A 26,538-nucleotide genomic window follows, 5' to 3' on the forward strand; every position below is an offset into this window, starting at 1 on the left:
CGCTGCGAGAGAAGGATGCCTCGCAGTCGTCTTGTGAATCAACGTTTGGAGGCTGACAGATCGAATCTGAGAATGAAGCCAACTTATTATAAATTAAAAAGTCTTAAGCCAGTTCAGATAAGCGATAGAAAGAGGAGTTGGTCAAATTGAAAGGAAAGGTTCAACTTACTTTACGGGGAGTAGAGCAAATTCTAGAAGGCGAATGTTATTCCGAGGGAATCGTAGAGATTCATGGATTAGAATATCATGAAGATACCTTACCTTTAGACATACCCAAAATTGGTACAGTGTATGGAACCTTATTAAATTTTAAAGGTATGTATGAGGAATATGAGCCTTTGATGAACGAGAATCCATATAAATCCCCACCGAAGGCTCCTATATTATATATTAAGCCGAAAAATACACAGATAAGTCATAGACAAGCGATTCCTTTACCAAAAAATATAGATGGAATAGAAATGAATGCGTCACTTGGGCTAGTGATTGGAAAAACTGCCACCAAAGTTTTAGAAAAAGAGGCAAATGAATATATTCACGGCTATACCATTGTAAATGACGTAACTATACCTCATCAAAACATCCATCGTCCTGCTATAAAAGAAAAAGCAAGAGATGGATTTTGTCCAATTGGCCCATGGATTACATGTAAACATTCGAATATCGATCCGAATGATCTTCTGATAAAGGTATATGTGAATGATAAACTCGAACAGGAAATTTCGACGAAATATTTATGTAGATCGATAGAAAAGTTAGTTGCAGATGTGACTGAATTTATGACGTTATATAAAGGGGATGTTTTATTAGTCGGTACACCAGAAAAACCACCTTACGCAAAATTAAATGATTTAGTTAGGATTGAGATTGAAGGAATCGGAAAACTTGAAAATAGAGTCATTCACGAAGAAGAGTTGTTAAGGGGAGATTCATTATGAAACGAGCCCGTGTAGGTTTCGGTGGGTTAATTCATGAAGCAACTGAGGAAAAAGGAAGAGTAAAATTAATGGACGGTCGACTGGTGGATGAAACCGAAGTTGTTTGGCTTCCTCCAATTCAACCTCAAACCGTTTTTGCTTTAGGGCTAAATTATGCAGATCATGCGGAAGAATTATCTTTTTCGGCACCAAAGGAACCTTTAGTTTTTTTGAAAGGGCCAAATACGTTTATTGGCCATCGTGGGCATACTATCCGGCCAAGTGATGTAACTTTTATGCACTACGAGTGTGAATTGGCGGTTGTGATTGGAAAAACAGGAAAGAACATTACACGTGAAAATGCATATGATTATGTTTCAGGATATACAATCGCTAATGATTATGCAATCCGTGATTATCTTGAAAATTATTACCGGCCTAATTTGAGAGTGAAAAACCGTGACAAATGTACACCGATCGGCCCTTGGTTTGTACATAAAACAGCGATTAAGGATCCGATGAATTTAACTTTACGAACATATATAAATGGAAAAATAAAACAAGAAGGTACAACCGCAGATATGGTGTTTGATATCCCATATTTAATTGAATATTTAAGTTCTTTTATGACGTTGAATGAGAATGATTTAATTTTGACCGGTACACCAAAAGGTTCTGTTGATACGAAAGTTGGTGATGAGGTCGTAACAGAAATAGAAGGAATTGGAAAACTGATCAACACAGTCGTAAATGAACAACACCAAATAAATTAAAAGGGAGATGAACATGCCACATCTCATTATTGAATATACTGACAATATAAAGGAAGAAGCGAATATCCCTAATTTATTGAAAAAGGCGAATAATACTTTGTTAATGCATAAAGATATTATTCCGATAGGAGGTTTACGGACAAGGGCAATAGGATTGACAGATTATTATATTGCAGATGGAACAGAAGACGATGCATTTATTCATCTGACATTAAAGATTGGGAAAGGACGTTGCGAGGAAGAGATCAAGAACGTTGGCGATGATTTATTTGCAGTGATAAGAGAGTATTTTAAAGATTTATTTGAAAAACGTTATCTTGCAATCTCAATGGAAATCTATGAGTTTTCCCGTCCAACTTATAAACAGAATAATATTCATTTACGTTATCAAAATTAGGGCGAAAAATAATTAAATTGATAGATCAGGAGGGCTTTAAAATGAATTATGATGAAGCGAGAAAAAGATTAAGAGGTTCAATCTGTCCGGTAATCACCCCATTTAGAGAGGATGGAACAATTGATGAGGAAGCATTTAAGCAGCTTGTAAACTGGCAAATCGAGAGCGGAAGCCATGGTATCTCTGTAACAGGAACGAGTGGAGAGCCAAGTTCACTTACTATTGAAGAGCGCAAAAGAGTTATGGATATGGCAAAAGATACAATTGATGGGCGAGTTATTTTTACACCTGGTACAGGTTCAACAAATCATGATGAAACGATGGAACTGACAAAGTATGCTGAAGAAATTGGAGCAGACGCCGCAATGGTGATTGTACCTTATTACAATCGGCCAAATCAAGAAGCATTATATGAACATTTTAAAACGGTTGCCGATTCAGTGGAAATACCAATTATTATTTATAATATTCCTGGTCGTACAGCGATTAATATGGAAGTAAGTACAATGAAACGGCTTGTTGAAGATTGTCCAAACATAATCGGAGCAAAAGAATCCAATAAAGATTTTGAACATGTGAACCGTGTGTTATTACATTGTGGGCGGGATTTCTTACTTTACTCGGGAATTGAATTGCTTTGTTATCCAATGCTTGCAATTGGCGGTGCTGGTTTTATTAGCGCCACAGCGAATGTAGATCCGAAGAGAGTTGCTGCTCTTTATGATGCTTGGGAAGCTGGCGATGTAAAAAAAGCTCAAGATATGCATTTTGAGTTAATGCCTTTAAATGATGTGCTATTTAGAGATACAAATCCAACCGTAGCCAAAGCAGCATTAGGAATGATGGGTAAAATCACTCCGAAACTTCGTCTGCCATTAGGTTTACCTTCCAGTGAAATTCAGGAAGAAGTTCGTGAAACATTAGAAGAGTTAGGAATTATCTCTAAGCAGCTAGGCTGATCGACTTTATGTTGAGAGAAGGACAGGTGAAAATATGACCACTTTAGAACATACGACACAACCGGATATTTTACTATATATTAACGGAGAGTTTGTTAAAAGTGAAGATGGAAATACATTTGAAAACTTAAATCCATTTACGAATAATAAAATTAATAAAGTATATGAAGGAAGAAAAACAGATATTGATAAAGCGGTTATGGCAGCAAGAGAGGCGTTTGATCATGGACCATGGAAAAAAATGAAGGTAACAGAAAGATTAGCTTATATATATAAAATTGCGGATTTAATTGATCAAGAAGTAGAAAAGATTGCTTATTTAGAAGCATTAGATACAGGTTTGCCAATTAAACAAACGAGGTCAATGGTTAGCAGAGCTTCAGAAAACTTCAGGTTTTATGCCAGAATGGTTGATAGTCGTTTGATAGGTGAAGCTTACCAAGTAGATGACCACTTTATCAATTATACAATAAATTTACCGGCAGGAGTTGCGGGATTGATTACTCCTTGGAATGCCCCTTTTATGTTAGAAACATGGAAAGTAGCTCCAGCACTGGCAACTGGTAATACAGTAATTTTAAAACCTGCTGAATTTTCTCCTCTATCTGCCAATGTATTAGCAGAAGTAATTGACAAATCAGGTTTGCCCAAAGGAGTGTTTAATGTTGTTCATGGGTATGGGGAAACTGCTGGAGATGCACTAGTAAAACATCTGGATGTTCAGTTAATTTCATTTACTGGAGAAACAGTAACAGGTTCAACAATCATTAAAAATAGTGCAGATACATTGAAAGAATGTTCAATGGAGTTAGGTGGGAAATCTCCGATTATTATTTTTGATGATGCTGATTTTGAAAGGGCACTTGATGCCTGTGTATGGGGGATTTTCTCTTTTAATGGTGAAAGATGTACAGCAAATTCAAGACTATTTATTCAAGAGGGAATTAAAGATAATTTTATTGAAGCATTAAAAAAACGTGTAGCTAAAGTTCGGATTGGGGACCCTTTAGAAGAGACTACCGAAGTTGGACCTCTGATTCATAAGGAGCATTATGATAAAGTTGTTAGTTACCTTGAAATTGCTAAACAAGAAGGTGCAGAAGTTCTAACACGTGATATACCGGATGAATTGAAAAATGGAAATTTTGTAGCCCCTTCAATGATATTACACGCATCGAATGATATGCGTGTTGCGCAAGAAGAAATTTTCGGTCCGATATTGACCGTAATGAGTTTTAAAGATGAAGATGAAGCAATTCGCCTAGCAAATGATATTGATTATGGTCTTGCTGGGTATGTTTGGACGAATGATATTAAACGGGGACATCGAGTTGCTCATCAGATCGACGCAGGTATGTTATGGGTAAATGCCCAAAATGTACGTGATCTTCGTACTCCATTTGGTGGTTCTAAATCATCAGGAATTGGACGTGAAGGTGGGCATTATGCATTTGACTTTTACACGGAGAAGAAAATTATCCATGTAGCTATCGGAGATCATCCGATTCAGCAATTTGGTAAATAATATTGATATAGAAAAGAACAAAGAGATATAGTTGTAAAGAAAATAGAACTATTTCAAATTTCATTGCTTGAAATTTGAGTAGTTCTTTTTTTATTTACAGTTAAGTAGACTACGATATATCATAGTTCCTGCACAGTAAATACGATTCCACTTAGAGTCGATTGCTGCTTGTGTCAAGCGACTCAGCATATATTTACCGCCACTCAACGAAGATGCAATTGACTCAGATATATCTTCCATTACTCCTCGTAATAGGTCGAGTTGTCCGCTAATTTATTTCGCCACTTAAACGTTCAACAATTAGTAACGAAATTACTCCAAATTTTCTTCAATTAGTAATACTCTATACTTCCAATGACGGAATCGTTCTCAATTAGAAAAACTTTTTTTATATCCCAGTCCCTTGATTTAGTTTTCATCATTAGTATTTTATTGTTTGGTGTGTAATGAGATATAAAGTTGGGAATAGTCCTAAAAGAAAATAGTTTTATTTTGTAATGAATAAAATAGGAGGTGTACCCCTTACTATTTATTATTAAGGGGGGAGCAAATTGGATATTCTCAAGTTATCAATGGTTGTAGTATTAATTGCATTAACTGCTTTTTTTGTAGCGACTGAATTCGCAATAGTAAAAGTTCGTAGTACGCGTATTAACCAGCTTGCTTTAGAAGAAAATAATAAAGCAATCTCTGCACTACGATTAATCCAGAATCTAGATGAGTATTTATCCGCATGCCAGCTTGGAATTACAGTGACCGCATTAGGGCTTGGTTGGTTGGGTGAACCTACGGTAAAGAGGCTGTTGACACCCTTATTTTTAAAATTACATTTAGCGGAAAATATTTCTTCGATTTTATCCTTTGTCATTGCCTTTTCATTAATTACTTTTTTACATGTAGTCGTCGGTGAACTTGTACCAAAAATTTTCGCTTTGCAAAAGGCAGAGAAAGTTGCTTTGACTTTTGCTGGTCCGATGATTATTTTTTACAAAGTGGCATATCCATTTATTAAAGCTTTAAACGGGACAGCAAGATTTATTGCTGGAATATTTGGTTTAAAAGCAGTATCAGAAAATGAAGTGGCACATTCTGAAGAGGAGTTACGAATGATTTTATCGGAAAGTTTCAAGAGCGGGGAAATTAATCAGTCTGAATATGAATATGTTGATAATATTTTTCGCTTTGATGAAAGACTGGCAAGAGAAATTATGGTACCACGAACAGAGATTATCGCTTTCGATCAAAAAGATACATTAAAAAACTTTATGGAAGTAGCTTCCGAGAGCAATTATACTAGGTATCCGATCTATGAGGGGGATAAAGATAATATAATTGGTTTAGTAAATTTAAAAGAAGTACTTATTCATTTTGCAAACGGAGATACGTTAGATGAAACATTAGAAACATACACGCGTCCTATTTTACGGGTCATTGAGTCACTACCAGTTCATGATTTACTGCTTACAATGCAAAAAGAAAGGGTTCATATGGCGATTCTATTAGATGAATATGGCGGGACGAAAGGGATGGTTACAGTCGAAGATATTTTGGAGGAAATCGTTGGTGAAATACGCGATGAATTTGATGAGGATGAAACACCTGAAGTTCATAAATTGGACGAGAACAGAACCATTATTGATGGAAAAGTTTTAATCGAAGAAGTCAATGATATGTTCAATATTGATATTGATGATACGGATATTGATACAATCGGAGGATGGATTTTAACTAAAATAGTGCAACCGAAAATAGGGGATAAAATTCAAGTAGATGATTATGAATTTATTGTTATGGAAGCAGAAGGATATCATATAAAAACAATCGAAGTTCATAAAACGCCTGAATAGTTGATATTGCTCTCTGTTCAGGTAAATTTCTTTTTTAAAGCACTTTCTAAAATAACATATTAATGCCATTTTGGTTGTAATAGTATAAAATGTAAATTAATAACTAGATTTTTATGAAAAAAGTAGGGATAATGTGCGAAGGAAAATATACCCTGTTGCAATAACTATTTCATTGCCTTTGGTTTTCCTTGTTTTTTATATCATTAACCAAGGACATTTTGAAGTGCAAACTTGTTCCTCTATAAATCCCGAATTAGTAAAGAAAAACAACATTTTATTTATCGGCTGTGATGTAAAATGGATGGGGTTTGGACAACCGAAAATTCATCAAGTTAATCTAATAAATGAAGACAACGGAACAAATAACAATGAGATTGATATTACTCCTTCTATTGAGAATCAACCGTTAACAGGACTGGCAGTCTTTACTGAAGAAGAAGCTAGCAGAAGTGGGCTCAATGAGCGTCTCGTTCCTGTTCGTGATTATAAAGTAAATAATTCTTTTAGGCTTATAATAAAAATAGAATATGAAGATGAAAAAGTATTCGAATCATTTAAGACATTATCGATTAGATATAATACGTTTGGTATTATAAGGGAACAACAGATTCGTTTATAAATGACTAATGAAGAAGCACTCTTTAGCAGTAATGTTTACATTCCACTAGTGTGTGATCCAATAATATAAGACAGGGGATTAAATCTCCTGTCTTATAATTATCATTTGTCATGAACGTTCAAAAAATTGGAGGCAAAGGGTTATGAAAAAGATAATATTTGCCTAAAATTATGTTCGATTTCGATTTTCAACTTGATTAATCCAATTTAAATCTGCTTCTAAATGTAAGAGTGTACCAGTGATTAATAAATACCTATTCTCATCACCTTGAATAAGAAATTCCGTTTTTAATTGAGTCAATTCCATTACATCTTTCATTAGCATTACTTTTTGTTGCTCAAGCATTTTCTGTTCCTGTTCAAAACGGATCTTTCGAGCACAGCTCCATTTAAAATGAAAATCTTCTTTAGTAGAATCATAAGGTACAGATTCCAGCAACCAATTTTCCAACTCTTTTTTTCCTTCTACAGTAATTTTGTATAGTTTTCTTTCTTGGTCATCCATTCCTACAGATGAGACTAGTTGATCGCGAGTCAAACGGTCAAGAGTCGTGTAAATTTGGCCAGGATTAATTTTCCCTTTAATTCCTAAGAGGTTTTCCAACTCTATTTTTAACTCATAACCATGATTAGTTTTTAGTGATAGCAATGTTAATATTCCATACTTAACCGACATACTTACTCAACCTTCTTTGAGAGATGATATAATGTTTATTTTACTAGCTGTAGCACTAGAAATCCAAGAAGCAATAAGAGTTAGAAAAACACCAGCAATCAGTGCCGCTATAATATTACTTAAAGGTATTTGAAAAGAAATAAATCCACCGAAAAGTTCGGATTGGGTGGTGACATAAAGTAAAATTAGACTTGATACTATACCCCCAATAACTCCCGACACTCCTATAAGCAGACCTTCTCCAATTATCATCTTCCTAACTTGTTGTTTAGTAAAACCTAGTGCCCGCATCGTTCCTATGTCGGAAGTGCGCTCCAAAGTGTTCATCAATAAAGTATTAGCTGTCCCAATACTAGCTAGCCCTACGATAAAAACTAGCATGGTTAAAATTAACTCATTCATACCAGTCAATGCTGAAGTAGTTGATCTAATTTCGTCCTCTACCGTTTCAATTTTTGAAAGGTGATTACCAAAATCTAACCATAACTGATCTCGTAATTGTTCACCAGTAAATCCGTCGTTTAAAGTTAGTAGTACGTCAAAACTATTCGTCCAACCAAATTCATTATTTAAATGATGCTCATCCATAAATGCGACATAGCCCGCGTAATGGGATGTTTTCACAACGTCAATGACTTCAAGTTGTTGTTTACCTGAAGGCGTATTAATGGAGATATATTCGCCAATATTTCCTCCCCATTCATCAAAAGCTCTTTCACCAAGAATAACAGATGGTTCCTTCGTCAACTCATTAAAAATTATATCTTCTTTTTTTGATTCCTCAAATAATCTAGGTCCCTCTTTATCTACAGCTAGGACAGAAAATTGTCTCTTTTCTTCTTCGATTGTTTCCCATGTAATTGGCGTAGCCTCCGTTAAAAGCTCAACATTAGCAACAGACTCATAAGATAGCAGCTTTTCTCTATCTTCATTCGACCAAGGAGCTTCTGAAGTGACTCTTAGGTCTCCTCCATAAGTATTCCTAATTTCATTTTCATAACCTTCAGGAGCAGATTCTATAACTGCACTTAGTAATAATATCACTGCTATCCCAACAGCAAGAATAGCGGAAGTATTGGCATTTCGATTTAATTGTTGTGTTATGCTTTGAGCTGCCAGGCTGCCAGAATATCCGAAAAAAATCTTCAAAATAGGTTTAAATATCTGATTCAGACCCATTAACAATAATGGAAACAACAGAATGATACTTGCTAAAATAGCTATATAAGAGGCAGGATGGTCGATAAATACAAAAGAAAGTAAGCCAGCTCCAAGAATAGTCCTATATATGTATTGTTTTATAGAAAAATGTGATTGGTTTTCTGTTTTTAATGTCAATAACACAGAGGTTTTTCCAGCATTGTATATTGGAAATAAAGAAAAAACAACAGGAAATAAAATTCCGATTATTACAGCAGTTAATGTAGGTATTTTCCAATTCAATGTGTATACCATGTCAAATTCAAACACAGCAAGTAAAGTTTGCATGAACATATCTCCAAGCCATATTCCTATGGGTACCCCAATAGCTGTACCTATTACAGCCAAAAATATCACTTCAATAAGAATGAGCCTAGAAATAGAACTTTGCAGATAACCAAAACTCTTCATTATCGCAAATTCCTTTTTTCTCTCCATAACAGTTGTATAAATCATGTTAAAAACAATGAAGCCACTAATTAACATCGATAACCCAGCAATTAAGTAAAAAAATGTATAAAGTCCCTCTATATCATTACTTTGTCGATCATCTGCGACAACTGGTTGTGCATAGACATTTGAATCACGAAATTCTTGCTGGAGAGATTGAAAAAGTTTTTCTCCATCTTCGTTTGTTTGAAATCTTAAATATGAAAGCTCGTTTTCCATGCCAGTCCATTCTTTTAACAAGCCAAGAGGAGCAATAATTCGGAAACTCTTTTGTTCAGCACGTTCCCAGTCACTCGGACTTGCAAGCAGCTGGGTATATTCAACGATAGCGGAAATCTTAGCTTCTCCTAAATCGGTAAACCGAATTGAATCACCTACCTTTTTATTTAACAGTTTTGCAACAACGTCCGGTATCACCAATCCTTCATTATCTAAAGTTCCTTCAATAACTGGAAGTTTTAGCAATGAACTATTTTGATCACTTATGCCTGTAATTCGTACAGACCTTTGATTTAGGGAATGATTACCCTCAAGCTCAAAGAAAGCTTGTTTATCAAGCGCCATTAATATTTCTGTTACAGCTGGACTAGTCACAACCGGTGTAACCAAATCTTCGGAATAAGTATGATCATCGCTAAGAATCCAATAATCCGCATTTGCCACATACATTTGTTCATAATAATTGAAAACATCATTTGTTGTTTTGTCTGCAATCAGCATAGAGGTTATAAATGCTATACCTAAGATAATCCCAAGCATTGAAATAAAACACCGTTTTTTATTTTGTATTATGTTACGCCATGAAATTCGCCACATATTCAGCATAATCGTCATCCTTTCGAGAAATCACTTGATCAATAATTCCATCTTTAAAAAGAATAATTCGATCAGCAAATCCAGCTGCGAAAATATCATGCGTAACCATTAAGATCGTTTGATTATTTTCTCGATTAAACCTAGATATTAAGCCAAGAATTTCTTCGGCTCTATTTCTATCTAAATTTCCTGTTGGTTCATCGGCTAATAAAACAGAAGGATTATTGACCAGTGCTCTTGCTATAGCTACTCGTTGTTGTTGACCACCACTAAGTAAATTAGCTCGTTTCCGACCAAGTCCTTTTAGTCCAACAGCATCTAGTAATTCTAATATAGTTTGGTTCTTTTCTTTAGTTAAACTACCATCTGCATGAAGAGGGAAAGCTATATTTTCTTCTACAGATAATGAAGGTAATAGCTGATAATTTTGAAAAATAAAACCTATGTACTTTCTACGAAATATCGTTCTTTCTTTTTCTGTCATATTACTTAGATTTCTTTGATTTATTAATATATCTCCTTGAGTGGGTGTATCAAGACCACCCAATAGTTGCAGTAATGTACTTTTTCCAGAACCACTTGGTCCCATTATAGCGACGAATTCTCCTTCTCTAACATTCAAATCAGCACCTTTTAATACTTGAGTTTTTTCTTGTCCCTGTATAAATTCCTTTTTTAAATTATCGATTTTAATCATGTTTTAAATTCCTCCTATCCTTCACAGAAATATTATATACTAAGTATATATATTATTAAAGTAAATTTATTCAAAACCCTTTAAAAAAATGATTTTAGACATAAATACACCTATATAAACATATACTTAGTATATAACATATAGATGTATTTTGTTTCAGAAACATAGAATATTTTATCTTTTATAAATTTCTAACAAACAGTATATCTGAATGGCGGCAGATGTGAGGCAATTTTCAAAAAAAGAAATGAAATTAAAGTGTACCAATAAACAATAGAATTTCTTCAAAATCATCAATAAAATATTTAAAGCACCTTACTAGTAATAATTAACTAGATAATAGAATGAGAATGGCGATCGTATCGCTAGAAATCCTACTTTCTCGCTATTGTAGGAACCCCCGTTTTACAGTATATTATTTGTAGTTAAGGCATTCTTAATAATAGGGGGTTATCAAATGCGTGAACATAGACGGAGAAATACAGCTGCTTTCGTATTTATGGCATACTTTACGTTTGCGGTAGGAATAGTATTGTTTTGTATAGGTTTATGGAATGCAAATATGGAATTAAATGAAAAAGGCTATTATATTGCTGTTATGATATTGGTTGCTGTTGGAGCAATTTTAACGCAGAAGGTTGTTCGAGATAACGCAGAAGACGATGCAATTATTGAAGAACAGAAAAGAAAACAAAATTTAGCAAAGAAGGAATAATTTTAAAGAGCAGAGTGTCCGCCGTAAATTTCACGGAGGGCACTTTTTCTTTTTATAAGTTTCCGTTAGCTATTATTGATTCTATTATTATATGAGAAAATAACGTAGAATAATAGGTAAAAGGACTTATGGAGAAAAACATAATGAGAACACATTATAGATTTAAATTATTTATCGTATTGTTTGCATTAGCGAATGTGATTACGATTACCATTACTACACTTGATTATTTTCGATTAAAGCAGCAAATAATCGAAGACAATCAATTTAAAATAGAGCATGCCACTGATACGGTAAAATATGCGTTAAAAACAATCGATAAAGCATATTATTTATTAGATGAAAAAACTGCGAAGAGTATGGAAATACATACAAGTGCACTACAGGAAAAGTATAATTTGAATCCAAATTTTGAAACTTGGGATTTCATTGAGTTAAGTAAACAAATGAAGATGGATATATATATTATGGACGAAAATAATATAATAATTTATGGCAGTGTACCAGAAGAAATTGGTGTGGATTTTTCCGAGTGTTGTACATCTTTTAATAAAATATTAAATAAAAGAAGAGATGAAGGCAAACTTTTTATTGACGGGATTGATCTAGATCAACAAAGTGGAGAAGCTAAAAAATTTAGTTATATGGCTACAAAGGATAAAAAGTATATCATAGAGCTTGGTTATTCTCTAAAAAATGAAGAAATTTTTCAGCAGTTTAATTTTTTGACGATCATTGATGAACTCGTACCTAATTTCGAACTGATTGAGGAGTTGCATGTATTAAATTTTGGAGGGTTGCCGTTTGGTACAACAAGAGGATATAAAATTTCGACAGAACAAAGAAAAGCATTTGAAAAGGCAAGAGAAAATAATGAGATTGTTGAAATAAAGACAAAGCATAATGGGGAAAATGTAATTATTCGTTATGTACCTTACTATTCAGAATATGATGATGGTGAAAATACAAAAATAAAAGTAGTCGAGATTATGTATAATACACATGATTTGGATGATGTGTTACACGAAAATTTAAAGGTTTTTGTTGTGCAGCTTATTATTATTTTAGTCGTTACTATCCTTGTCTCATCATTGATTGCGAATTGGTTTGCAAAGCCAGTCTATTTGGCATTTCATGATAGCTTAACAAAACTGAAAAACAGAGCGGCTTTTAATGATGTTATTGAACAATTATTAGTAGATCGCAAGCAAACTATCTCTTTATTAATGATGGATTTAGATAATTTTAAAATAGTCAATGATACAATGGGACATGGAAAAGGGGATTACTTACTTTACTTAATTGGTCAAACAATAAAAGAAACCATTAAAGTGGAAGGCAAAGCGTTTCGATTAGGTGGTGATGAGTTTGCTATTGTTATGCCTAATGCGAATAAAGAAGAGTCGATACAATTGGCGAAAAAAGTAATTCAAGCTATAGAAGACAGGTTAAATAACGAAAATGAAATTAATACATTTGCTGTCTCAGTGAGCATCGGTATTGCTTTGTCAGAGGAAACAGATAATCAGGAGTCGCTTTATAAGAAAGCAGACATTGCCTTATATACAGCAAAAGATAAAGGTAAAAATCAATTCATCGTATATCATCAAGGGCTTATGAGAGACATGCTTGAAAATGAAGCTTAATCCTTTATTAATCGGGAACATAACATTTGTACGAAAGTGACACACTATGGACAAGATTAATGAAAGGAGCGAGCGTCAGTGGGAAGAAAGATGAATTATGGTAAAGATTATAAATATATACCTGCTACTTCTATAGCGAGTGGATCAGGCATTGAGGTCCTTCCGGATTTATACCAATTCACCATTCAAATAGTAAATATCCATATGGTAGGTTATCCTAACAAAGAATTCGTACTAATTGATGCAGGAATGCCAATGTCTGCGGATCATATTATCAATGCTGTGGATGAAAGGTTTGGAAAAAATAGTCGTCCAAAGGCGATAATTCTAACTCACGGACATTTTGACCACGTAGGAGCATTAATAGAGTTAATTAATCGATGGAATGTACCTGTATATGCTCATGAAAAGGAAATCCCTTATTTAACGGGAGAAAAAAGCTATCCAGTTCCAGATGCTACTGTAGAAGGTGGACTTGTAGCAAAAATGTCTCCAATTTTTCCAAATGAACCTATTGACCTTGGAAAGAATATAGAAGTATTACCGTCCGATGGGACTGTACCAAATTTACCTGAATTTAAATGGATTCATACTCCAGGTCATTCACCGGGTCAAGTTGCGTTGTTTAGAGAAAAAGATCGAGCATTAATTGCTGCAGACGCATTTGTTACAGTCAAACAAGAGTATCTGTACAAAGTATTAACCCAAGAACATGAAATTAGTGGCCCACCCAGATATCTTACAACTGATTGGAAAGCCGCTAAATCGTCTGTTGAAATATTGGCGAAGCTTAATCCTTCAGTAGCTGTAACAGGACATGGCTTACCAATGGCAGGTGAGCAATTAGCAGAAAGTTTGAATAAGCTTATCCTGCATTTTGATGAGATTGCCAAGCCTGAGTATGGAAAGTATGTTAATTAGATACTTTGCAGCGTGAAAATAGATAATTAAAACTTGGTAGTATCAGGGTTCACTTCCTTAGTTGATTTTCAAATAACTGGTTGATTGAAAATTTAACTATATTTAAAGATATTTTATCGTTGTATTTGATGAAAACTGTGCAGTAGCTGGAGTCTACAGTCCTTTAGTTTCAGCATCGTTGATTTCCGCCTTCGGGCAGTTCGCTTTCCGCGGGCAACGCTTCAGCTTCCTCAGAAGCAAAGATCGCTTCTTGCGGGATCTTCAGCTGTTGCTTTTCCCGCAGGAGTCGACTGCCCTCCGGCTTCAATCAAACATTGTGATAGTAGTATCAAACTGTGAAGAGCAGTTTACCAAACACACCCAGCGTAGCATACTTCCGAAGCGGTAAGGCTATTACTTTCTAAAGTTACTGCGCAGTTTATAACTTTTGTGCAAAACAGCTTTACCACTATATTCGAGTTAATCAACGTTTTTTGTTTTAACTCACTTTGTTGGTGTGGAAAAATAAGAAATCCGCTCCGTAGCCTGTAATGAATCTTTTCACAGGAAAGGAGCGAATTTTTACATATAACCTTAAAATCGATCGATGTTTAATAACGTTTTATGGATCATGAATTGGTCGCCATTCTCCCTAAAGGTCCCTCTTCGGTTATGATTCCTTCCAGTTCAAAAACTGAAATTGGAAACATTGGTAAACCATATACATATGCAGCAAGTTCATATTGTTGAAAATAGATTACCAATGATTTGTCGGCAATATAAAAATCTTGATCCGGTCTAATCGATATAAAAGGTTCAAGTGTTGTAATATTTCGTTCGGCGATTTGTTCTGCAATTTTTTTGGACAATACTTCTACATAGTTACTATTCTTCTTAAATAAATTATTTAACTGGTATGAAGCCCCGGTCAGTGTATCGACAGTTAGTGATTTCATTAAAGTTAATCCATGAGCAGCATAAGGAAAAATAGCATAATTAGAAAAAGCGATGCTTACTATATTTCTTTCATTGGTTTTCAATTCAAACGTTCCAAGCATTTCCGCGAAATTGGTTGTATTTTGTTCCTGGTATTGTAATTTAACTAAGTTATTAATGACATTAAATATTTCCTGATTAATTATGTGTTGAACATATCCATTTTGTAAGCTATATAGTCTCGGATAATACAGTGTCATTTCTTGTTGATGAATTAATCCTGTCTTAATTACGACAGGTACCGTTATTGAATACATAAAATTCATCCTTATATGGTTAGTGCTTTATTCTATTCAATCATTAAACAAATGTCCTTATTTCTATTTTGGAAATTCATTCATATAAGTTACAATATATGTAAACGATAAAAGAGGGATTTATGATGAGGAAATATGGAATCATCATCGGAATTATCATCCTGCTTGTTGCTTGCTCATCACAAAATTCAGAGGACCCAGTCAATCTTGATGACAGGGAAGTCTCTTTTAATGCGGAAATAGTAGAAGCACATGAAGGATATTTAATGATTACTCCTAAAAAAGATGAAGATGAAATAAAATCAGCTGATCTTATCACTGTATCAACAAAGGATGTTGAGCTAAGTGACATGAATGGAAATAAAATTCAACCATCGATGTTTAAAAAAGGGATGGAAGTGGAAATTGTTTATGACGGAATGATTGCAGAAAGTTATCCGGCTCAAATAGTAAAATGCTATGAAATTCGAATTATTTCTGAATAAGTATGACTAAATTGCTCTATCTGCTCATGATATAATGGAGGAAATATAAATACAAAAGGATGAACTAATCGATGAATGACAAAAAAACCGGCATCTATGAACAAATGGAGGAATTATTCGGATTTATTTTAAATAATGTAGACCGTTCAAAAATATCATCTAAAAATAAAGCACAAATTAGAGAGGAGATAGTCGGTTTGCAGTCATTTGTAGTTAGTGCAAGACCGGCACGGATTGCAATTGTTGGGAGAAGGGGAGCTGGAAAGTCTAGTTTAATCAATGCAATTTTTGGAGAGGAAAAAGCGGAAGTTGGTGACTATAAATCCCAAACAGGTGCTGGAAAGTGGTACTTATTTGAAAATGAATTAGGTGGCATTGATATTTTGGATACACGTGGACTAGGTGAATCTCATCGTCCTGAAGAATCCACTATAACTGCAAGTCCATTAGAAGAAGTTAAACAATCTATAAAAAACAAATGTCCAGATGTTATTTTATTTTTATGTAAGGGAAAAGAAGTAGGTTCACGTATTGATGAAGATCTAGAGCAGCTGCAGCAATTAAAACAGGATGTGTATGATATGCATACATATGATGTGCCTATAGTCGGAATTGTGACACAAGTTGACGAGCTTGCTCCGGCATCCAATAGCGAACCACCGTTTGACCATCCTAAAAAACAAGAAAATATTCAGGCGACAGTAGAACTACTCGAAGAAAAAATTAGAGAAATTATTACAACACCAGTTACCGTTATTCCTATAAGTGCTTATATTGAATATGAAAATGGCAGTGTCGTCTATGACAGACGCTGGAATATCGATGTATTGCTTGATTATTTAATTACAGAATTGCCAAAAGAAGCACAAGTAATATTAGCCAAGGTCTCTAAAGTTAAGTCAGTCCAAAAAAGGTTAGCAAGAAATATTGGAAAAAGTGTCATGGCTGTTACCGGACTTGTCGGGGCTAGTCCTGTACCAATGGCAGATATGCCGATTATAACTGGGCTCCAACTTTCTATGATTGGAACCATTGCAATGATTAGTGGAAAGAAACTCAATCGTAAAACGATCATTCAGTTTTTAGGAGCAATGGGGGTTAATGTAGGGGTAGGTGTTGCACTAAGGGAGGTTTCAAGACAACTTGTAAAAGTTTTTCCAGGTGCCGGTAGTATTATATCTGGTTCCATTGCTAGTGCAGGTACTTACGCGCTTTGTGAAGCGGCTATTGCTTATTTCATTGATAGTAAGTCACAAGAAGAAGCAAAGAAAGTATATGAACAAGAATTAGAGGAACAAAAGAGAAAAAACTAATATATGAGAAAGAAGGAATATACGAATGTACAAATCAAGACAAAAACAATTAATGAGTTATATTCAAAACGAGTTAAAAGTCGATGGCATAATATTAATGTCCCCTAACAATATATATTATTATACTGGATTTCATGCAGAACCTCACGAACGATTTTTTGCGCTTTTTGTTCACGCAGAAACAGAAAAAACAATATTATTTCTGCCAACGCTTGACAAAGATGCCGGTGAGAATTTTGCAGTAACAGATAAAATTGTCTCTATATCTGATACTGAAAATGCATTCGAGAAATTTTCAAAGACTGTTGGGACTTCATTAAGTTCGTTTGCAATTGAAAAGTCTGTTGTCACTGTACAACAATATGAACTCTTAACAGCATTATATCCCCATGCACAGTTTGAAAATATTGAACCTTATATTGAACGAAAACGAATAAGAAAGTCACCAGAAGAAGTAGAATATGTCAAAAAAGCAATTCAGATTACTGAAAAAGGATTAGTGAATACGTTGGAATTAATTCAGCCAGGTATGACTGAATTGCAAATTAAAGCAGAATTGGAATATCAATTAATGCAATTGGGACCAAGTGGAATTGCCTTTGATACAATTGTCTTAAGTGGAGAAAACTCTGCACTGCCACATGGTGTACCAGGATCACGAAAAGTTCAGCGAGGAGACTTTCTTTTGTTTGACTTTGGAGTGACTGTAAATGGATATCATTCTGATTTAACCCGTACCTTTATTGTTGGAGAAGGTTCACTAGAACAAATGAATATTTATGAAACTGTATGTCGGGCAAATGAAAAAGCTATTGATACAATAGAAGTTGGTAAACCTTTAAAAGAAATAGATTTGGCGGCAAGAGAATATATAAATGCGAAACATTATGGGGAATATTTTACCCATCGAATTGGTCATGGTCTAGGTTTGGATGTACATGAACAACCATCTATACATAGTGGAAATGAAACACTAATAGAGCCTGGAATGCTTTTTACTGTAGAACCAGGAATCTATGTACCTGAGGTTGGAGGGGTACGAATTGAAGATAATGTTTATATAAATGATGAGGGAGAGGTAATTGTACTCAGTTCCTTCAGAAAGGCTTTAACATATATTGCAGTTTAATGTAAAAGAGAATGTAGGAGGAATTTTATGATTGAATTTGCAGATTTTCAAAAAGTAGATATGCGGATTGGGACAGTGGTGAAGGCGGAACCTTTTCCCGAAGCCAGAAAGCCGGCAATAAAATTAGAAATTGATTTTGGTGAACTTGGCATCAAGCAATCTTCCGCTCAAATTACTAAAAGATACTCGCCAGAAAAACTAATCGGTCGTCAAGTTGCTGCAGTTGTAAATTTTCCTTCGATGCGAATTGCAGGATATAAATCGGAGGTATTGGTACTTGGAGGTATGTTGGGTACGGATGATGTTGTTTTATTAGCTCCAGATGATCAAATTGAAAATGGCACTAAAATTGGCTAATAATTATTATTAGTTTTTTAAGAAAGTTGAGTCAGATATTTTTGTACATAATAACAGTATGGTACGATGAGAGAAAATAATAGAGGAGGAATATTTATGGCTACTATTCAAAAAGGTAATAATAAATTTTATATTGGAGAAAATGAAGAAACACCAATTGCTGAAATTACATTTAAACCGAAGAATGAACAAACTATTATAGCTGATCATACGTATGTTTCAGATGAATTACGTGGAGAAGGTATCGCTGGTAAGTTGCTTGAAGCATTAATTGATTATGCTCGTAAAGAAAATAAAAAGATTGTTCCTGTATGTTCTTATGTAAAACAAAAAATGGAAAGAACGGAAGAATACCATGATCTAATTGCAAAATAAAGTGAGGACACCTTGGTGATACCAAGGTGTTTTTTTGTATTGGTTTTGACAAAATAGTGAATGCAAAACGAAAACTTATCTATTGTTCTGTAAATAATATATACTTAAAAGGAAAGGAAATGACGGAGGAATTATCTTGGTATCAACTACTGCTTTAATTTCGATAGGAACAATAATATTTAGTTTTATGATTGGAATATTATTTTATTATTTGATCGTTTCTGACACAAAGGAGATTAAAAAGCAACGCATAGATCATGCACTTTCTTATCTGATTAATTTTGTTTTATTTATTTGGGCCGGAAAAATCATTCTCCATATCAATAGATTTATTTCGGACCCTTTTGCTGTATTAGCTTATCCAAGTGATGCGAATGCCTTTTATATTGCGACTCTATTATTATCCGGCACAATCGCATATCAAGTAATGCGCGGAAAGTTGGATGGTGTAAGCTTATTGAATACATTTATTCCGATTTTTATTTCCGCCTTATTCACTTACGAATTTTTACAATGGACAGTTCATGGAGAAAATCAAGCAATTATTCAACTTACTTGTTCCGCAGTATTATTAGTTATTTATTTTTTACTATTGGAGAAGATGAATGTAACAAAATCGAACTTACTCACTATTATGCTATGGATCATGGTTCAAGCGTTCATTGCTATACGTAATACGTATTCAATCGTCTTTGGATACTCTATCTCTATTTATTTTTTTCTAATTTTATTTATTCTAGTTTTCATTTATTTTGTGTATAGTATTAGAAGTAGATCAATATAAATTAAATACTATTTTACTTAGAGGAAGCGATTTAACTGGAGGAATATTAATGAGAAAATGGATTATAATACTTATCGTTGTCGGTTTACTCGGATGGGCAATTTACGATTTCACTTCAAAGCAGATTGCCAAAGAAGAAGATCCGGAAGTAGGAATCGAAAAGGACAATTCGGCTCCGGATTTTGAACTTACTACAATAGATGGAGAAACAGTGAAGTTATCTGAATTTCGGGGAGAAAAGATTTTACTGAATTTTTGGGCAAGCTGGTGTGCACCTTGTCGATCTGAAATGCCAGATATGCAGAAATTTCATGAAACATATGATGATGTTGTTATATTGGCGGTAAACTTAACGGAAACGGAAACAAGTAAAACGAATGTAACTAATTTTTTAGATGAGTATGAAATCACCTTTCCCGTACTCATGGATAGTGAGACAGTTGTCGCGAATATTTATAATGCAAGGGCACTACCGACTTCTTATTTAATTAATTCAGACGGTAGGATTCATAATATAGCAACTGGTCCGCTAAATTATGAATCAATGGTTCAAGAATTTGATAAAATGGATTGACTGTACAAAAAAGTGCGTAAAATGTAAACATATGTGTAAACGAAAATGACTCTCCTTACATTTATTATTAATGAAGGAGAGATTTTTTTATGGTGAAAATTTTTATTGATCCTGGTCATGGAGGCACAGATTCCGGAGCAACAGGAAACGCCTTATTAGAAAAAAATATAACATTACAGATAGCATTAGCGGTTCGTAAGTATTTAAGTGAATATAAAGGTGTTTCAATAAAAATGTCTAGAACGACAGATAAAACAGTTACCTTAAATGAAAGAACAAAAGAAGCAAACAGTTGGGGAGCAGATTATTTCCTAAGCATTCATATTAACGCTGGGAAAGGTACTGGATTCGAGTCGTATATTTTTAATAAATTATCAGATACAAGTTCTTCGGCGAAGAAAAGAACGATTATTCATAAAAAAGTTTTAGCAGTTAATGAATTAAGAAATCGGGGTCAAAAGAAAGCTAATTTACACGTCTTACGTGAGTCTAAAATGGAAGCTGCTCTTACAGAAAATGGTTTTATTGATACAGCCATAGATGCAATAAAAATGAAAGATAAAGCTTGGATTGCTCGAGTTGGTAAGGCACATGCAGAAGGTATTGCACAAATTTATAACTTAAAAAAGAGTTCACCTCCATCTACTCCTACTCCCTCTAAACCCACGTCAAATTCAATCAAAGACACGTATAAAGTGATTAAAACTACCGAGGGCTATTCTACTGCACAAGATGCAAAAAATAGGAAAAACAAGAGATCAACCGTATCAGCTGGTACGTATTATGTATATAAGAAGGCTTCTGGGATGCTGAATGTGACTAAACAGAAAGGGACTCCGGGAAGTTGGATCAACCCTACAACATCTTCACCAAAACAGCCTTCATTTAAAGTCGGAGATCATGTTGTCATTAAAAATAGCGCCAAAACTTATGCTACGGGAGAAAAAATACCGAGCTGGGTAAAAAACAAGTCATTAACAGTTCAGCAAGTAGCCTCGGAACGCCTGCTACTAAAAGAGATAACCTCCTGGGTGAAAAAGACAGACGTATCGAAAAAATAATAAAAAGTATAAGATTTCTGGAAAGAATTTGGTTTTATTGATTTAAGAAGTATGAATAGAGGCAGTTAATGTATGAACATTTCTTAATTTATCCAACTTAATAAAATATCACTTGTCCAATTGTATACGTTTAGTCTGTTTAAGTTTACAAAAGGAACTTAAGCAAAATCCCAGTGTTTTTATAAAAGTATCCGTGAGTGTTGATAGTATGCACGATGCTTCGATACCAAAAATACTGGGGTTTTTAATGATGTTGATGATAGAATTCCTAAGTTCGTTTATTCTGGTTTCAGTTGCTAATAAATGAGCCGAGGGGTCTTTAATAGAATACTAAACTAGTTAGAGCGTGTTCTTTAAAGGCCTTACAGTCTTATATTGAATATGAAGAACTACAAAAATTAACGATAAGATAAACCTTTTAGCCTATTGAAGTGTGGCTTGTTATTGGATAAGATAATTTAGGTTGTTTAAAGTTTTTAGCAGATAAGAAAAGATTTATACTTTCTTACTGCTCACTTAACTAAAGACTCCCCCTATGAAGGGGCATATTTTCTTTAGCGATAAGCTAAGTTTTCTAATTAAAAATTCATTAAAAAAGGAAGAGTAGAATGAAAAAATGGATAATGTTTGGTCTAACAATACTTCTCAGTTTTACACTAGTCGCTTGTAATTCTAAGGAAAATATCGTTACGCTTCAAACGGAACAAGATGGCGTTATAAGTGAACTTACTTATAAAGCGAATGGAGACAAAGTAACTGAACAAACTGCCAAAAATGTATTGCCTTATGAATCAATAGGTGTAACCACTTCAGAGGAAGCAAAGGAAGTATTAGACGATTTAATAGTCGGCTATGATGATACAGAAGGGGTTACACATAATATGGATTACCAAGATGACAAAGTAATTGAAACACTAACGATAGACTACGAAACGGCTGATTTAAATGAAGTAAACAAATTGTCTGGAGCCTCGTTTGAAGGAGATGTAGACAAAGGAATTAGTTTAAAAAAATCAGTGGAAATGTTACAAGAACAAGGATATGAAGTTGTTGAGTAATCTACAGAGTTAAATAGAAAGTTTTTTAGCACCCATTGAGGTGCTTTTTTTCATGCCCAAATACTTAAGGTGGCATTGATATTGTAGATGCCTCATTGGAATGAAATACGTTTACTTAGCTAATAAAAAATTTGTTGATCGATTGTTGACTAAATTCAGCGAGCAGCAACATAAAAATAGCCAAACTACCCTGATAAATTCTTCATAAAAACTTTTAGGCTTGAAGTTTCGTTCACTTTTAGTTATGGTAAATATACAACTGCATATACTAACAAGTCTTCGGGGTCGGGTGAAATTCCCAATCGACGGTGATTAAGGATAATTCCTTACAGCCCGTGACCTGTGTCATATAAATGACATGGCTGATCTGGTGAAACTCCAGAGCCGACAGTGATAGTCTGGATGGGAGAAGAATTGTTAAACGAGTAAATAAGTGGAGTATATTTTTTTGCATTCCTTCTTTATACATTTATTGGATATTAATGGAGGCATTGAAATAGTATGTCTATTTTCGTGTACTTTCACACGCTTATTTGCTTATTTAATAATTGATTTTTAAGTGCCTCTGAAGAAGATTCAGAGGCATTTTTTTGTTTTATGTAAGGAGGGGATAGGTTGTTAGATGAAAAATATATGCGTTTTGCAATTCAGTTAGCGGAACAAATGAAAGGTCAAACAACCCCGAATCCGCCTGTTGGTGCAGTTGTAGTTAATAATCAAACCATTGTAGGTTTCGGTGCACATATGACATCTGGAGAAGCCCATGCAGAAGTTATTGCATTAGAAATGGCTGGTGAAAATGCAAGAGGTTCAACGGTATATGTAACGCTTGAACCGTGTACTCATTTTGGAAAAACGGCTCCTTGTGCAGATCTATTAATCGAAAAGCAAGTGAAAAAAGTTGTCATTGCTTGTATCGATGTACATGACAAGGTTGCAGGAGAAGGAGTAGCTAAATTAAAGGATGCAGGAATTGAAGTTGAGACTGGATATTTAAGGCAAGAGGCGATTCATTTATATGATGTGTTTTTTTATTCCATTACATCAAAGTTGCCATTTGTAACAGTGAAAACTGCTGTAAGCCTAGATGGGAAAACAGCTACTGTTGGGCAGGAAAGTAAATGGATCACGAATAAAACGGCTCGATTAGATGCACATCTTTACCGTCATCAGCATGATGCTATTTTAGTTGGAGTAAATACCGTTATAAAAGACAATCCAAAATTAACAACTCGCATCCCTGGTGGAAGAAATCCAATCCGTATCATTTTAGATACACATTTACGTACTCCTACAAACGCGAAGATAGTTACTGATGGTGAGGCTGAAACATGGATTTTTATAGGTAAACGAACACCCTCATCGAAACTAAAGAAGTTTACTCATTCTTTCGTGCGTATATTTCAGATGGAAGATGAAACATTGGAAATGAGAAAGGTTTTGGAGATATTAAGTAAAGAAAACGTCTCATCACTATTTGTTGAGGGTGGGGCAACTATTAATGGTTCCTTATTAAAAGAAAAATTAATTAATCAACTAATTATATATATGGCACCTATCTTGATTGGTGGAAAAGATGCTCCAGGTCCATTTGGTGGAGAGGGATTCCATCATTTAAGGGAATCGTATCATTTACAAATTAGTGAAATTACCCAGATCGATGATCAAATTAAGATTGTTGCTAAAAAGGAGGATATGAATGTTCACGGGAATTGTAGAGGAAAAGGGTCAAATAATTGATTTAAGTAAAGTTACTGAACGCGCAATACAATTAACGATACAAGCAACTGATGTTTTAGATGACATCAATATAGGTGATAGCATTTCAGTTAACGGGATATGTCTAACCGTAACAGCTTTTAACAAATCATCTTTTAAAGTAGATGTGATGCCTGAAACGATAAAGGCGACTTCACTCTCATCGTTAAAAAATGGCTCCTATGTCAATTTGGAAAGAGCGCTTTTACCAACGGATAGAATGGGTGGTCATTTTGTAACGGGGCATGTTGATGGATTAGGGAAAATTACTCAAAAACAATTTGTGGAGAATTCTATTTATTATAAAATTAGTATCTCTCATTCGCTCATTCCTTATTTTGTTTTGAAAGGATCTGTTACTGTTGATGGTGTTAGTTTAACAGTTTTTGATATAGAAGAATCAGAATGTACGTTAACTATTTCACTAATCCCGCACACAGCAGCTGCCACGATTCTTGGAGAAAAGAAGGTTGGAGATATAGTTAATATCGAATGTGATTTACTTGCAAAACATGTCCATCATTATTTAGAAAAAAACATAAGGATGTGAGAAGATGTTCAACCCGATTGAAGAAGCGATCCATGATTTAAAACAAGGCAAAATCATCATCGTTATAGATGATGAAGATCGAGAAAATGAAGGTGATTTTGTTGCCTTAGCTGATAAAGTGACTCCAGAAATGATTAATTTTATGATTACTCATGGGAAAGGGCTAGTTTGTACTCCGATTTCGGAAGAACTGGCCTATACATTAGACCTTTCTCTTATGACAAATAAAAATACGGATCCTTATAGTACCGCCTTTACGGTCAGTATTGATCACATTCAGACTACTACTGGAATTAGTGCCGAAGAACGTGCACTCACTATTAAGGCATTAACAGAAAGACAGGTGAAAAAGGAAGATTTTAAAAGACCTGGTCATGTCTTTCCTTTAATAGCTAAAAAAGACGGTGTACTTCAACGAGCAGGACATACCGAAGCAGCAATCGATTTAGCAAAACTAAGTGGTGCATTTCCGGCTAGTATTATCTGTGAAATTATTAAGGAGGATGGAACAATGGCTCGTCTTCCTGAACTAGTTAAAATTGCCGAAAAGTTTGAGATGAAATTAATTACTATTAAAGATTTAATTTCTTATCGTAAACACCATGAATCACTAGTTAAACGGGAAGTAGAAACAACTCTTTCAACAGAATATGGAGAATTTAAGATGATTGGCTATTCTAATAAACTAGATTCTAAAGAACATATTGCCTTGGTGAAAGGGGAAATTAGCAAGGGGCAACCTGTTTTAGTGCGGATTCATTCAGAATGCTTAACGGGAGATGTTTTCCATTCGACTCGATGTGATTGTGGTCCACAACTCGATCAAGCCTTAAAGATGATAAGCGATAAGGGACATGGGATTCTAGTATATATGCGCCAAGAAGGAAGAGGAATTGGATTATTTAATAAACTCAGAGCATATCAACTGCAAAATGAAGGGCTTGATACAGTTGAGGCAAATGAAGCCTTAGGTTTTCCTGCTGATATGAGAGAATACGAAATTAGCGCACAAATTTTGCTTGATTTGCATGCAAATACTATCGAATTAATTACGAATAATCCAAAGAAAGTAAAAGCGTTAAAAGATAATCAAATACATGTTATAGATCGTGTAGAGACAGAGTTAGCCATACACAAAGAAAACAGTAAGTATCTGCATACAAAGCAACAAAAATTGGGGCATTTATTATCACTTTAAAATAAAGGAGATCTGAAATTGAGCAAAGTATACACAGGTAAGTTAGTAGGGAACGAACTAAAGATTGGAATTATTGTTGGCCGTTTTAACGACTTGATAACAAAAAATTTAGCGGAAGGAGCGATCGGTGCATTAAAAGGATACGGGGTACAAGAAAGTAATATTGATGTTGCATGGGTGCCCGGTGCTTTTGAAATTCCGTTAATTGCTAGGCAGATGGCGGAACGTCCTTATGATGCTATTATTGCTTTAGGTGCAGTCATTCGTGGAGCAACTCCTCATTTTGATTATGTATGTAATGAAGCCGCAAAAGGTATTTCGCAAGTAAGTTTACAGAGCGGAAAACCTGTCATCTTTGGTATCTTAACAACTGATACGATCGATCAAGCAATAGAAAGAGCAGGCACAACCAATGGAAACAAAGGCGCTGATGCCGCTGCAGCAGCAGTAGAAATGGCAAATTTAGTTAAAGAATTGAAAGAATGAGTAAGCCAATTTGCGATAATG

At 34.5% G+C, this 26,538-nt stretch carries 27 protein-coding genes and 1 riboswitch; of the genes, 23 read left to right on the forward strand and 4 right to left on the reverse strand.

The features are described 5' to 3' along the window. Positions 1-146 precede the first annotated feature (146 nt). The 7 genes from SPD48_RS11570 to SPD48_RS11600 all read left to right on the forward strand — a co-directional run bounded on the left by SPD48_RS11570 (position 147) and on the right by SPD48_RS11600 (position 7,037). Positions 147-938 carry a fumarylacetoacetate hydrolase family protein gene (locus SPD48_RS11570; protein WP_336258263.1) on the forward strand — a complete coding sequence of 264 codons (792 nt, stop codon included), beginning with the start codon at positions 147-149 and terminating at the stop codon, positions 936-938. After that, entirely contained in the window at positions 935-1,690 is a 756-nt protein-coding gene (locus tag SPD48_RS11575; protein WP_336258264.1) for a fumarylacetoacetate hydrolase family protein, read from the forward strand. The genes SPD48_RS11570 and SPD48_RS11575 overlap by 4 nt, the downstream gene beginning before the upstream one ends. Positions 1,691-1,703: 13 nt before the next feature. Then, complete coding sequence (locus SPD48_RS11580) at positions 1,704-2,087, forward strand: 5-carboxymethyl-2-hydroxymuconate Delta-isomerase (RefSeq protein WP_336258265.1); 384 nt, start codon at positions 1,704-1,706, stop codon at positions 2,085-2,087. Between the two features lie 41 nt (positions 2,088-2,128). Then, positions 2,129-3,046, forward strand: a complete 918-nt coding sequence (hpaI, locus tag SPD48_RS11585; RefSeq protein ID WP_336258266.1) for a 2,4-dihydroxyhept-2-ene-1,7-dioic acid aldolase — start codon at positions 2,129-2,131, stop codon at positions 3,044-3,046. A 34-nt stretch (positions 3,047-3,080) separates the two neighbouring features. Beyond that, positions 3,081-4,571 (forward strand): 5-carboxymethyl-2-hydroxymuconate semialdehyde dehydrogenase, encoded by a 1,491-nt coding sequence (gene hpaE / locus SPD48_RS11590; RefSeq protein ID WP_336258267.1) that lies wholly within the window; start codon positions 3,081-3,083, stop codon positions 4,569-4,571. A 551-nt stretch (positions 4,572-5,122) separates the two neighbouring features. Further along, the gene (locus SPD48_RS11595; protein WP_336258268.1) at positions 5,123-6,418 is read left to right on the forward strand and encodes a hemolysin family protein; all 1,296 of its coding nucleotides are present in this window, start codon (positions 5,123-5,125) and stop codon (positions 6,416-6,418) included. A 133-nt stretch (positions 6,419-6,551) separates the two neighbouring features. Then, positions 6,552-7,037 carry a hypothetical protein gene (locus SPD48_RS11600; RefSeq protein WP_336258269.1) on the forward strand — a complete coding sequence of 162 codons (486 nt, stop codon included), beginning with the start codon at positions 6,552-6,554 and terminating at the stop codon, positions 7,035-7,037. A 168-nt stretch (positions 7,038-7,205) separates the two neighbouring features. Here the strand turns inward: SPD48_RS11600 and SPD48_RS11605 are convergent, their stop codons facing one another. The 3 genes from SPD48_RS11605 to SPD48_RS11615 are packed head-to-tail and all read right to left on the reverse strand — an operon-like array spanning position 7,206 to position 10,875. Further along, positions 7,206-7,712: a PadR family transcriptional regulator gene (locus SPD48_RS11605; protein ID WP_336258270.1), complete on the reverse strand. Its 507-nt coding sequence runs from the start codon at positions 7,710-7,712 to the stop codon at positions 7,206-7,208. A 6-nt stretch (positions 7,713-7,718) separates the two neighbouring features. Next, positions 7,719-10,187, reverse strand: coding sequence for an ABC transporter permease (locus SPD48_RS11610; protein ID WP_336258271.1), 2,469 nt, complete (start codon positions 10,185-10,187; stop codon positions 7,719-7,721). Continuing rightward, positions 10,156-10,875: an ABC transporter ATP-binding protein gene (locus tag SPD48_RS11615; protein ID WP_336258272.1), complete on the reverse strand. Its 720-nt coding sequence runs from the start codon at positions 10,873-10,875 to the stop codon at positions 10,156-10,158. The genes SPD48_RS11610 and SPD48_RS11615 overlap by 32 nt, the downstream gene beginning before the upstream one ends. Before the next feature lie 457 nt (positions 10,876-11,332). On the opposite strand from SPD48_RS11615, the gene SPD48_RS11620 reads away from it, so the two are divergent. The 3 genes from SPD48_RS11620 (at position 11,333) to SPD48_RS11630 (ending at position 14,157) form a co-directional block, all read left to right on the forward strand. Next, on the forward strand, positions 11,333-11,590 hold the full coding sequence (locus SPD48_RS11620; RefSeq protein ID WP_336258273.1) for a YiaA/YiaB family inner membrane protein: 258 nt from the start codon (positions 11,333-11,335) through the stop codon (positions 11,588-11,590). A 143-nt stretch (positions 11,591-11,733) separates the two neighbouring features. Next, the gene (locus SPD48_RS11625) at positions 11,734-13,236 is read left to right on the forward strand and encodes a GGDEF domain-containing protein (RefSeq protein ID WP_336258274.1); all 1,503 of its coding nucleotides are present in this window, start codon (positions 11,734-11,736) and stop codon (positions 13,234-13,236) included. 78 nt (positions 13,237-13,314) lie between these two features. Further along, entirely contained in the window at positions 13,315-14,157 is an 843-nt protein-coding gene (locus tag SPD48_RS11630; protein WP_336258275.1) for an MBL fold metallo-hydrolase, read from the forward strand. 608 nt (positions 14,158-14,765) lie between these two features. Here SPD48_RS11630 and SPD48_RS11635 read toward each other — a convergent pair. Further along, the gene (locus SPD48_RS11635; protein ID WP_336258276.1) at positions 14,766-15,389 is read right to left on the reverse strand and encodes a DUF3298 and DUF4163 domain-containing protein; all 624 of its coding nucleotides are present in this window, start codon (positions 15,387-15,389) and stop codon (positions 14,766-14,768) included. A gap of 125 nt (positions 15,390-15,514) precedes the next feature. Between SPD48_RS11635 and SPD48_RS11640 the strand changes: the two genes are divergently transcribed. The 13 genes from SPD48_RS11640 to ribH all read left to right on the forward strand — a co-directional run bounded on the left by SPD48_RS11640 (position 15,515) and on the right by ribH (position 26,517). Next, the gene (locus tag SPD48_RS11640) at positions 15,515-15,874 is read left to right on the forward strand and encodes a DUF3221 domain-containing protein (protein WP_336258277.1); all 360 of its coding nucleotides are present in this window, start codon (positions 15,515-15,517) and stop codon (positions 15,872-15,874) included. A gap of 71 nt (positions 15,875-15,945) precedes the next feature. Continuing rightward, complete coding sequence (locus SPD48_RS11645) at positions 15,946-17,187, forward strand: GTPase (RefSeq protein ID WP_336258278.1); 1,242 nt, start codon at positions 15,946-15,948, stop codon at positions 17,185-17,187. Between the two features lie 25 nt (positions 17,188-17,212). Next, entirely contained in the window at positions 17,213-18,316 is a 1,104-nt protein-coding gene (locus SPD48_RS11650; protein ID WP_336258279.1) for a M24 family metallopeptidase, read from the forward strand. Between the two features lie 27 nt (positions 18,317-18,343). Further along, positions 18,344-18,673 carry a chaperone CsaA gene (gene csaA, locus SPD48_RS11655; protein ID WP_336258280.1) on the forward strand — a complete coding sequence of 110 codons (330 nt, stop codon included), beginning with the start codon at positions 18,344-18,346 and terminating at the stop codon, positions 18,671-18,673. 96 nt (positions 18,674-18,769) lie between these two features. Further along, positions 18,770-19,048 carry a GNAT family N-acetyltransferase gene (locus SPD48_RS11660; protein WP_336258281.1) on the forward strand — a complete coding sequence of 93 codons (279 nt, stop codon included), beginning with the start codon at positions 18,770-18,772 and terminating at the stop codon, positions 19,046-19,048. 136 nt (positions 19,049-19,184) lie between these two features. Then, positions 19,185-19,832 carry a hypothetical protein gene (locus SPD48_RS11665; protein ID WP_336258282.1) on the forward strand — a complete coding sequence of 216 codons (648 nt, stop codon included), beginning with the start codon at positions 19,185-19,187 and terminating at the stop codon, positions 19,830-19,832. A 49-nt stretch (positions 19,833-19,881) separates the two neighbouring features. Then, entirely contained in the window at positions 19,882-20,406 is a 525-nt protein-coding gene (locus SPD48_RS11670) for a TlpA family protein disulfide reductase (RefSeq protein WP_336258283.1), read from the forward strand. A gap of 89 nt (positions 20,407-20,495) precedes the next feature. Beyond that, complete coding sequence (locus SPD48_RS11675; RefSeq protein ID WP_336258284.1) at positions 20,496-21,467, forward strand: N-acetylmuramoyl-L-alanine amidase family protein; 972 nt, start codon at positions 20,496-20,498, stop codon at positions 21,465-21,467. Positions 21,468-22,075: 608 nt separating this feature from the next. Continuing rightward, entirely contained in the window at positions 22,076-22,525 is a 450-nt protein-coding gene (locus tag SPD48_RS11680) for a YehR family lipoprotein (protein WP_336258285.1), read from the forward strand. A gap of 271 nt (positions 22,526-22,796) precedes the next feature. Continuing rightward, a riboswitch (FMN riboswitch) is annotated at positions 22,797-22,943 on the forward strand. Between the two features lie 197 nt (positions 22,944-23,140). Further along, on the forward strand, positions 23,141-24,265 hold the full coding sequence (ribD, locus tag SPD48_RS11685) for a bifunctional diaminohydroxyphosphoribosylaminopyrimidine deaminase/5-amino-6-(5-phosphoribosylamino)uracil reductase RibD (protein ID WP_336258286.1): 1,125 nt from the start codon (positions 23,141-23,143) through the stop codon (positions 24,263-24,265). Further along, the gene (gene ribE / locus SPD48_RS11690; protein ID WP_336258287.1) at positions 24,225-24,833 is read left to right on the forward strand and encodes a riboflavin synthase; all 609 of its coding nucleotides are present in this window, start codon (positions 24,225-24,227) and stop codon (positions 24,831-24,833) included. The genes ribD and ribE overlap by 41 nt, the downstream gene beginning before the upstream one ends. A 4-nt stretch (positions 24,834-24,837) precedes the next feature. Beyond that, a complete protein-coding gene (locus tag SPD48_RS11695; protein WP_336258288.1) occupies positions 24,838-26,031 on the forward strand; it encodes a bifunctional 3,4-dihydroxy-2-butanone-4-phosphate synthase/GTP cyclohydrolase II in 1,194 nt (397 codons plus the stop codon). Positions 26,032-26,049: 18 nt separating this feature from the next. Further along, positions 26,050-26,517, forward strand: a complete 468-nt coding sequence (ribH, locus tag SPD48_RS11700; RefSeq protein WP_336258289.1) for a 6,7-dimethyl-8-ribityllumazine synthase — start codon at positions 26,050-26,052, stop codon at positions 26,515-26,517. The last annotated feature ends 21 nt before the right edge of the window (positions 26,518-26,538 follow it).

It is taken from the genome of Pseudogracilibacillus sp. SE30717A, from assembly GCF_037071985.1.
GTDB lineage: Bacteria > Bacillota > Bacilli > Bacillales > Amphibacillaceae > Pseudogracilibacillus.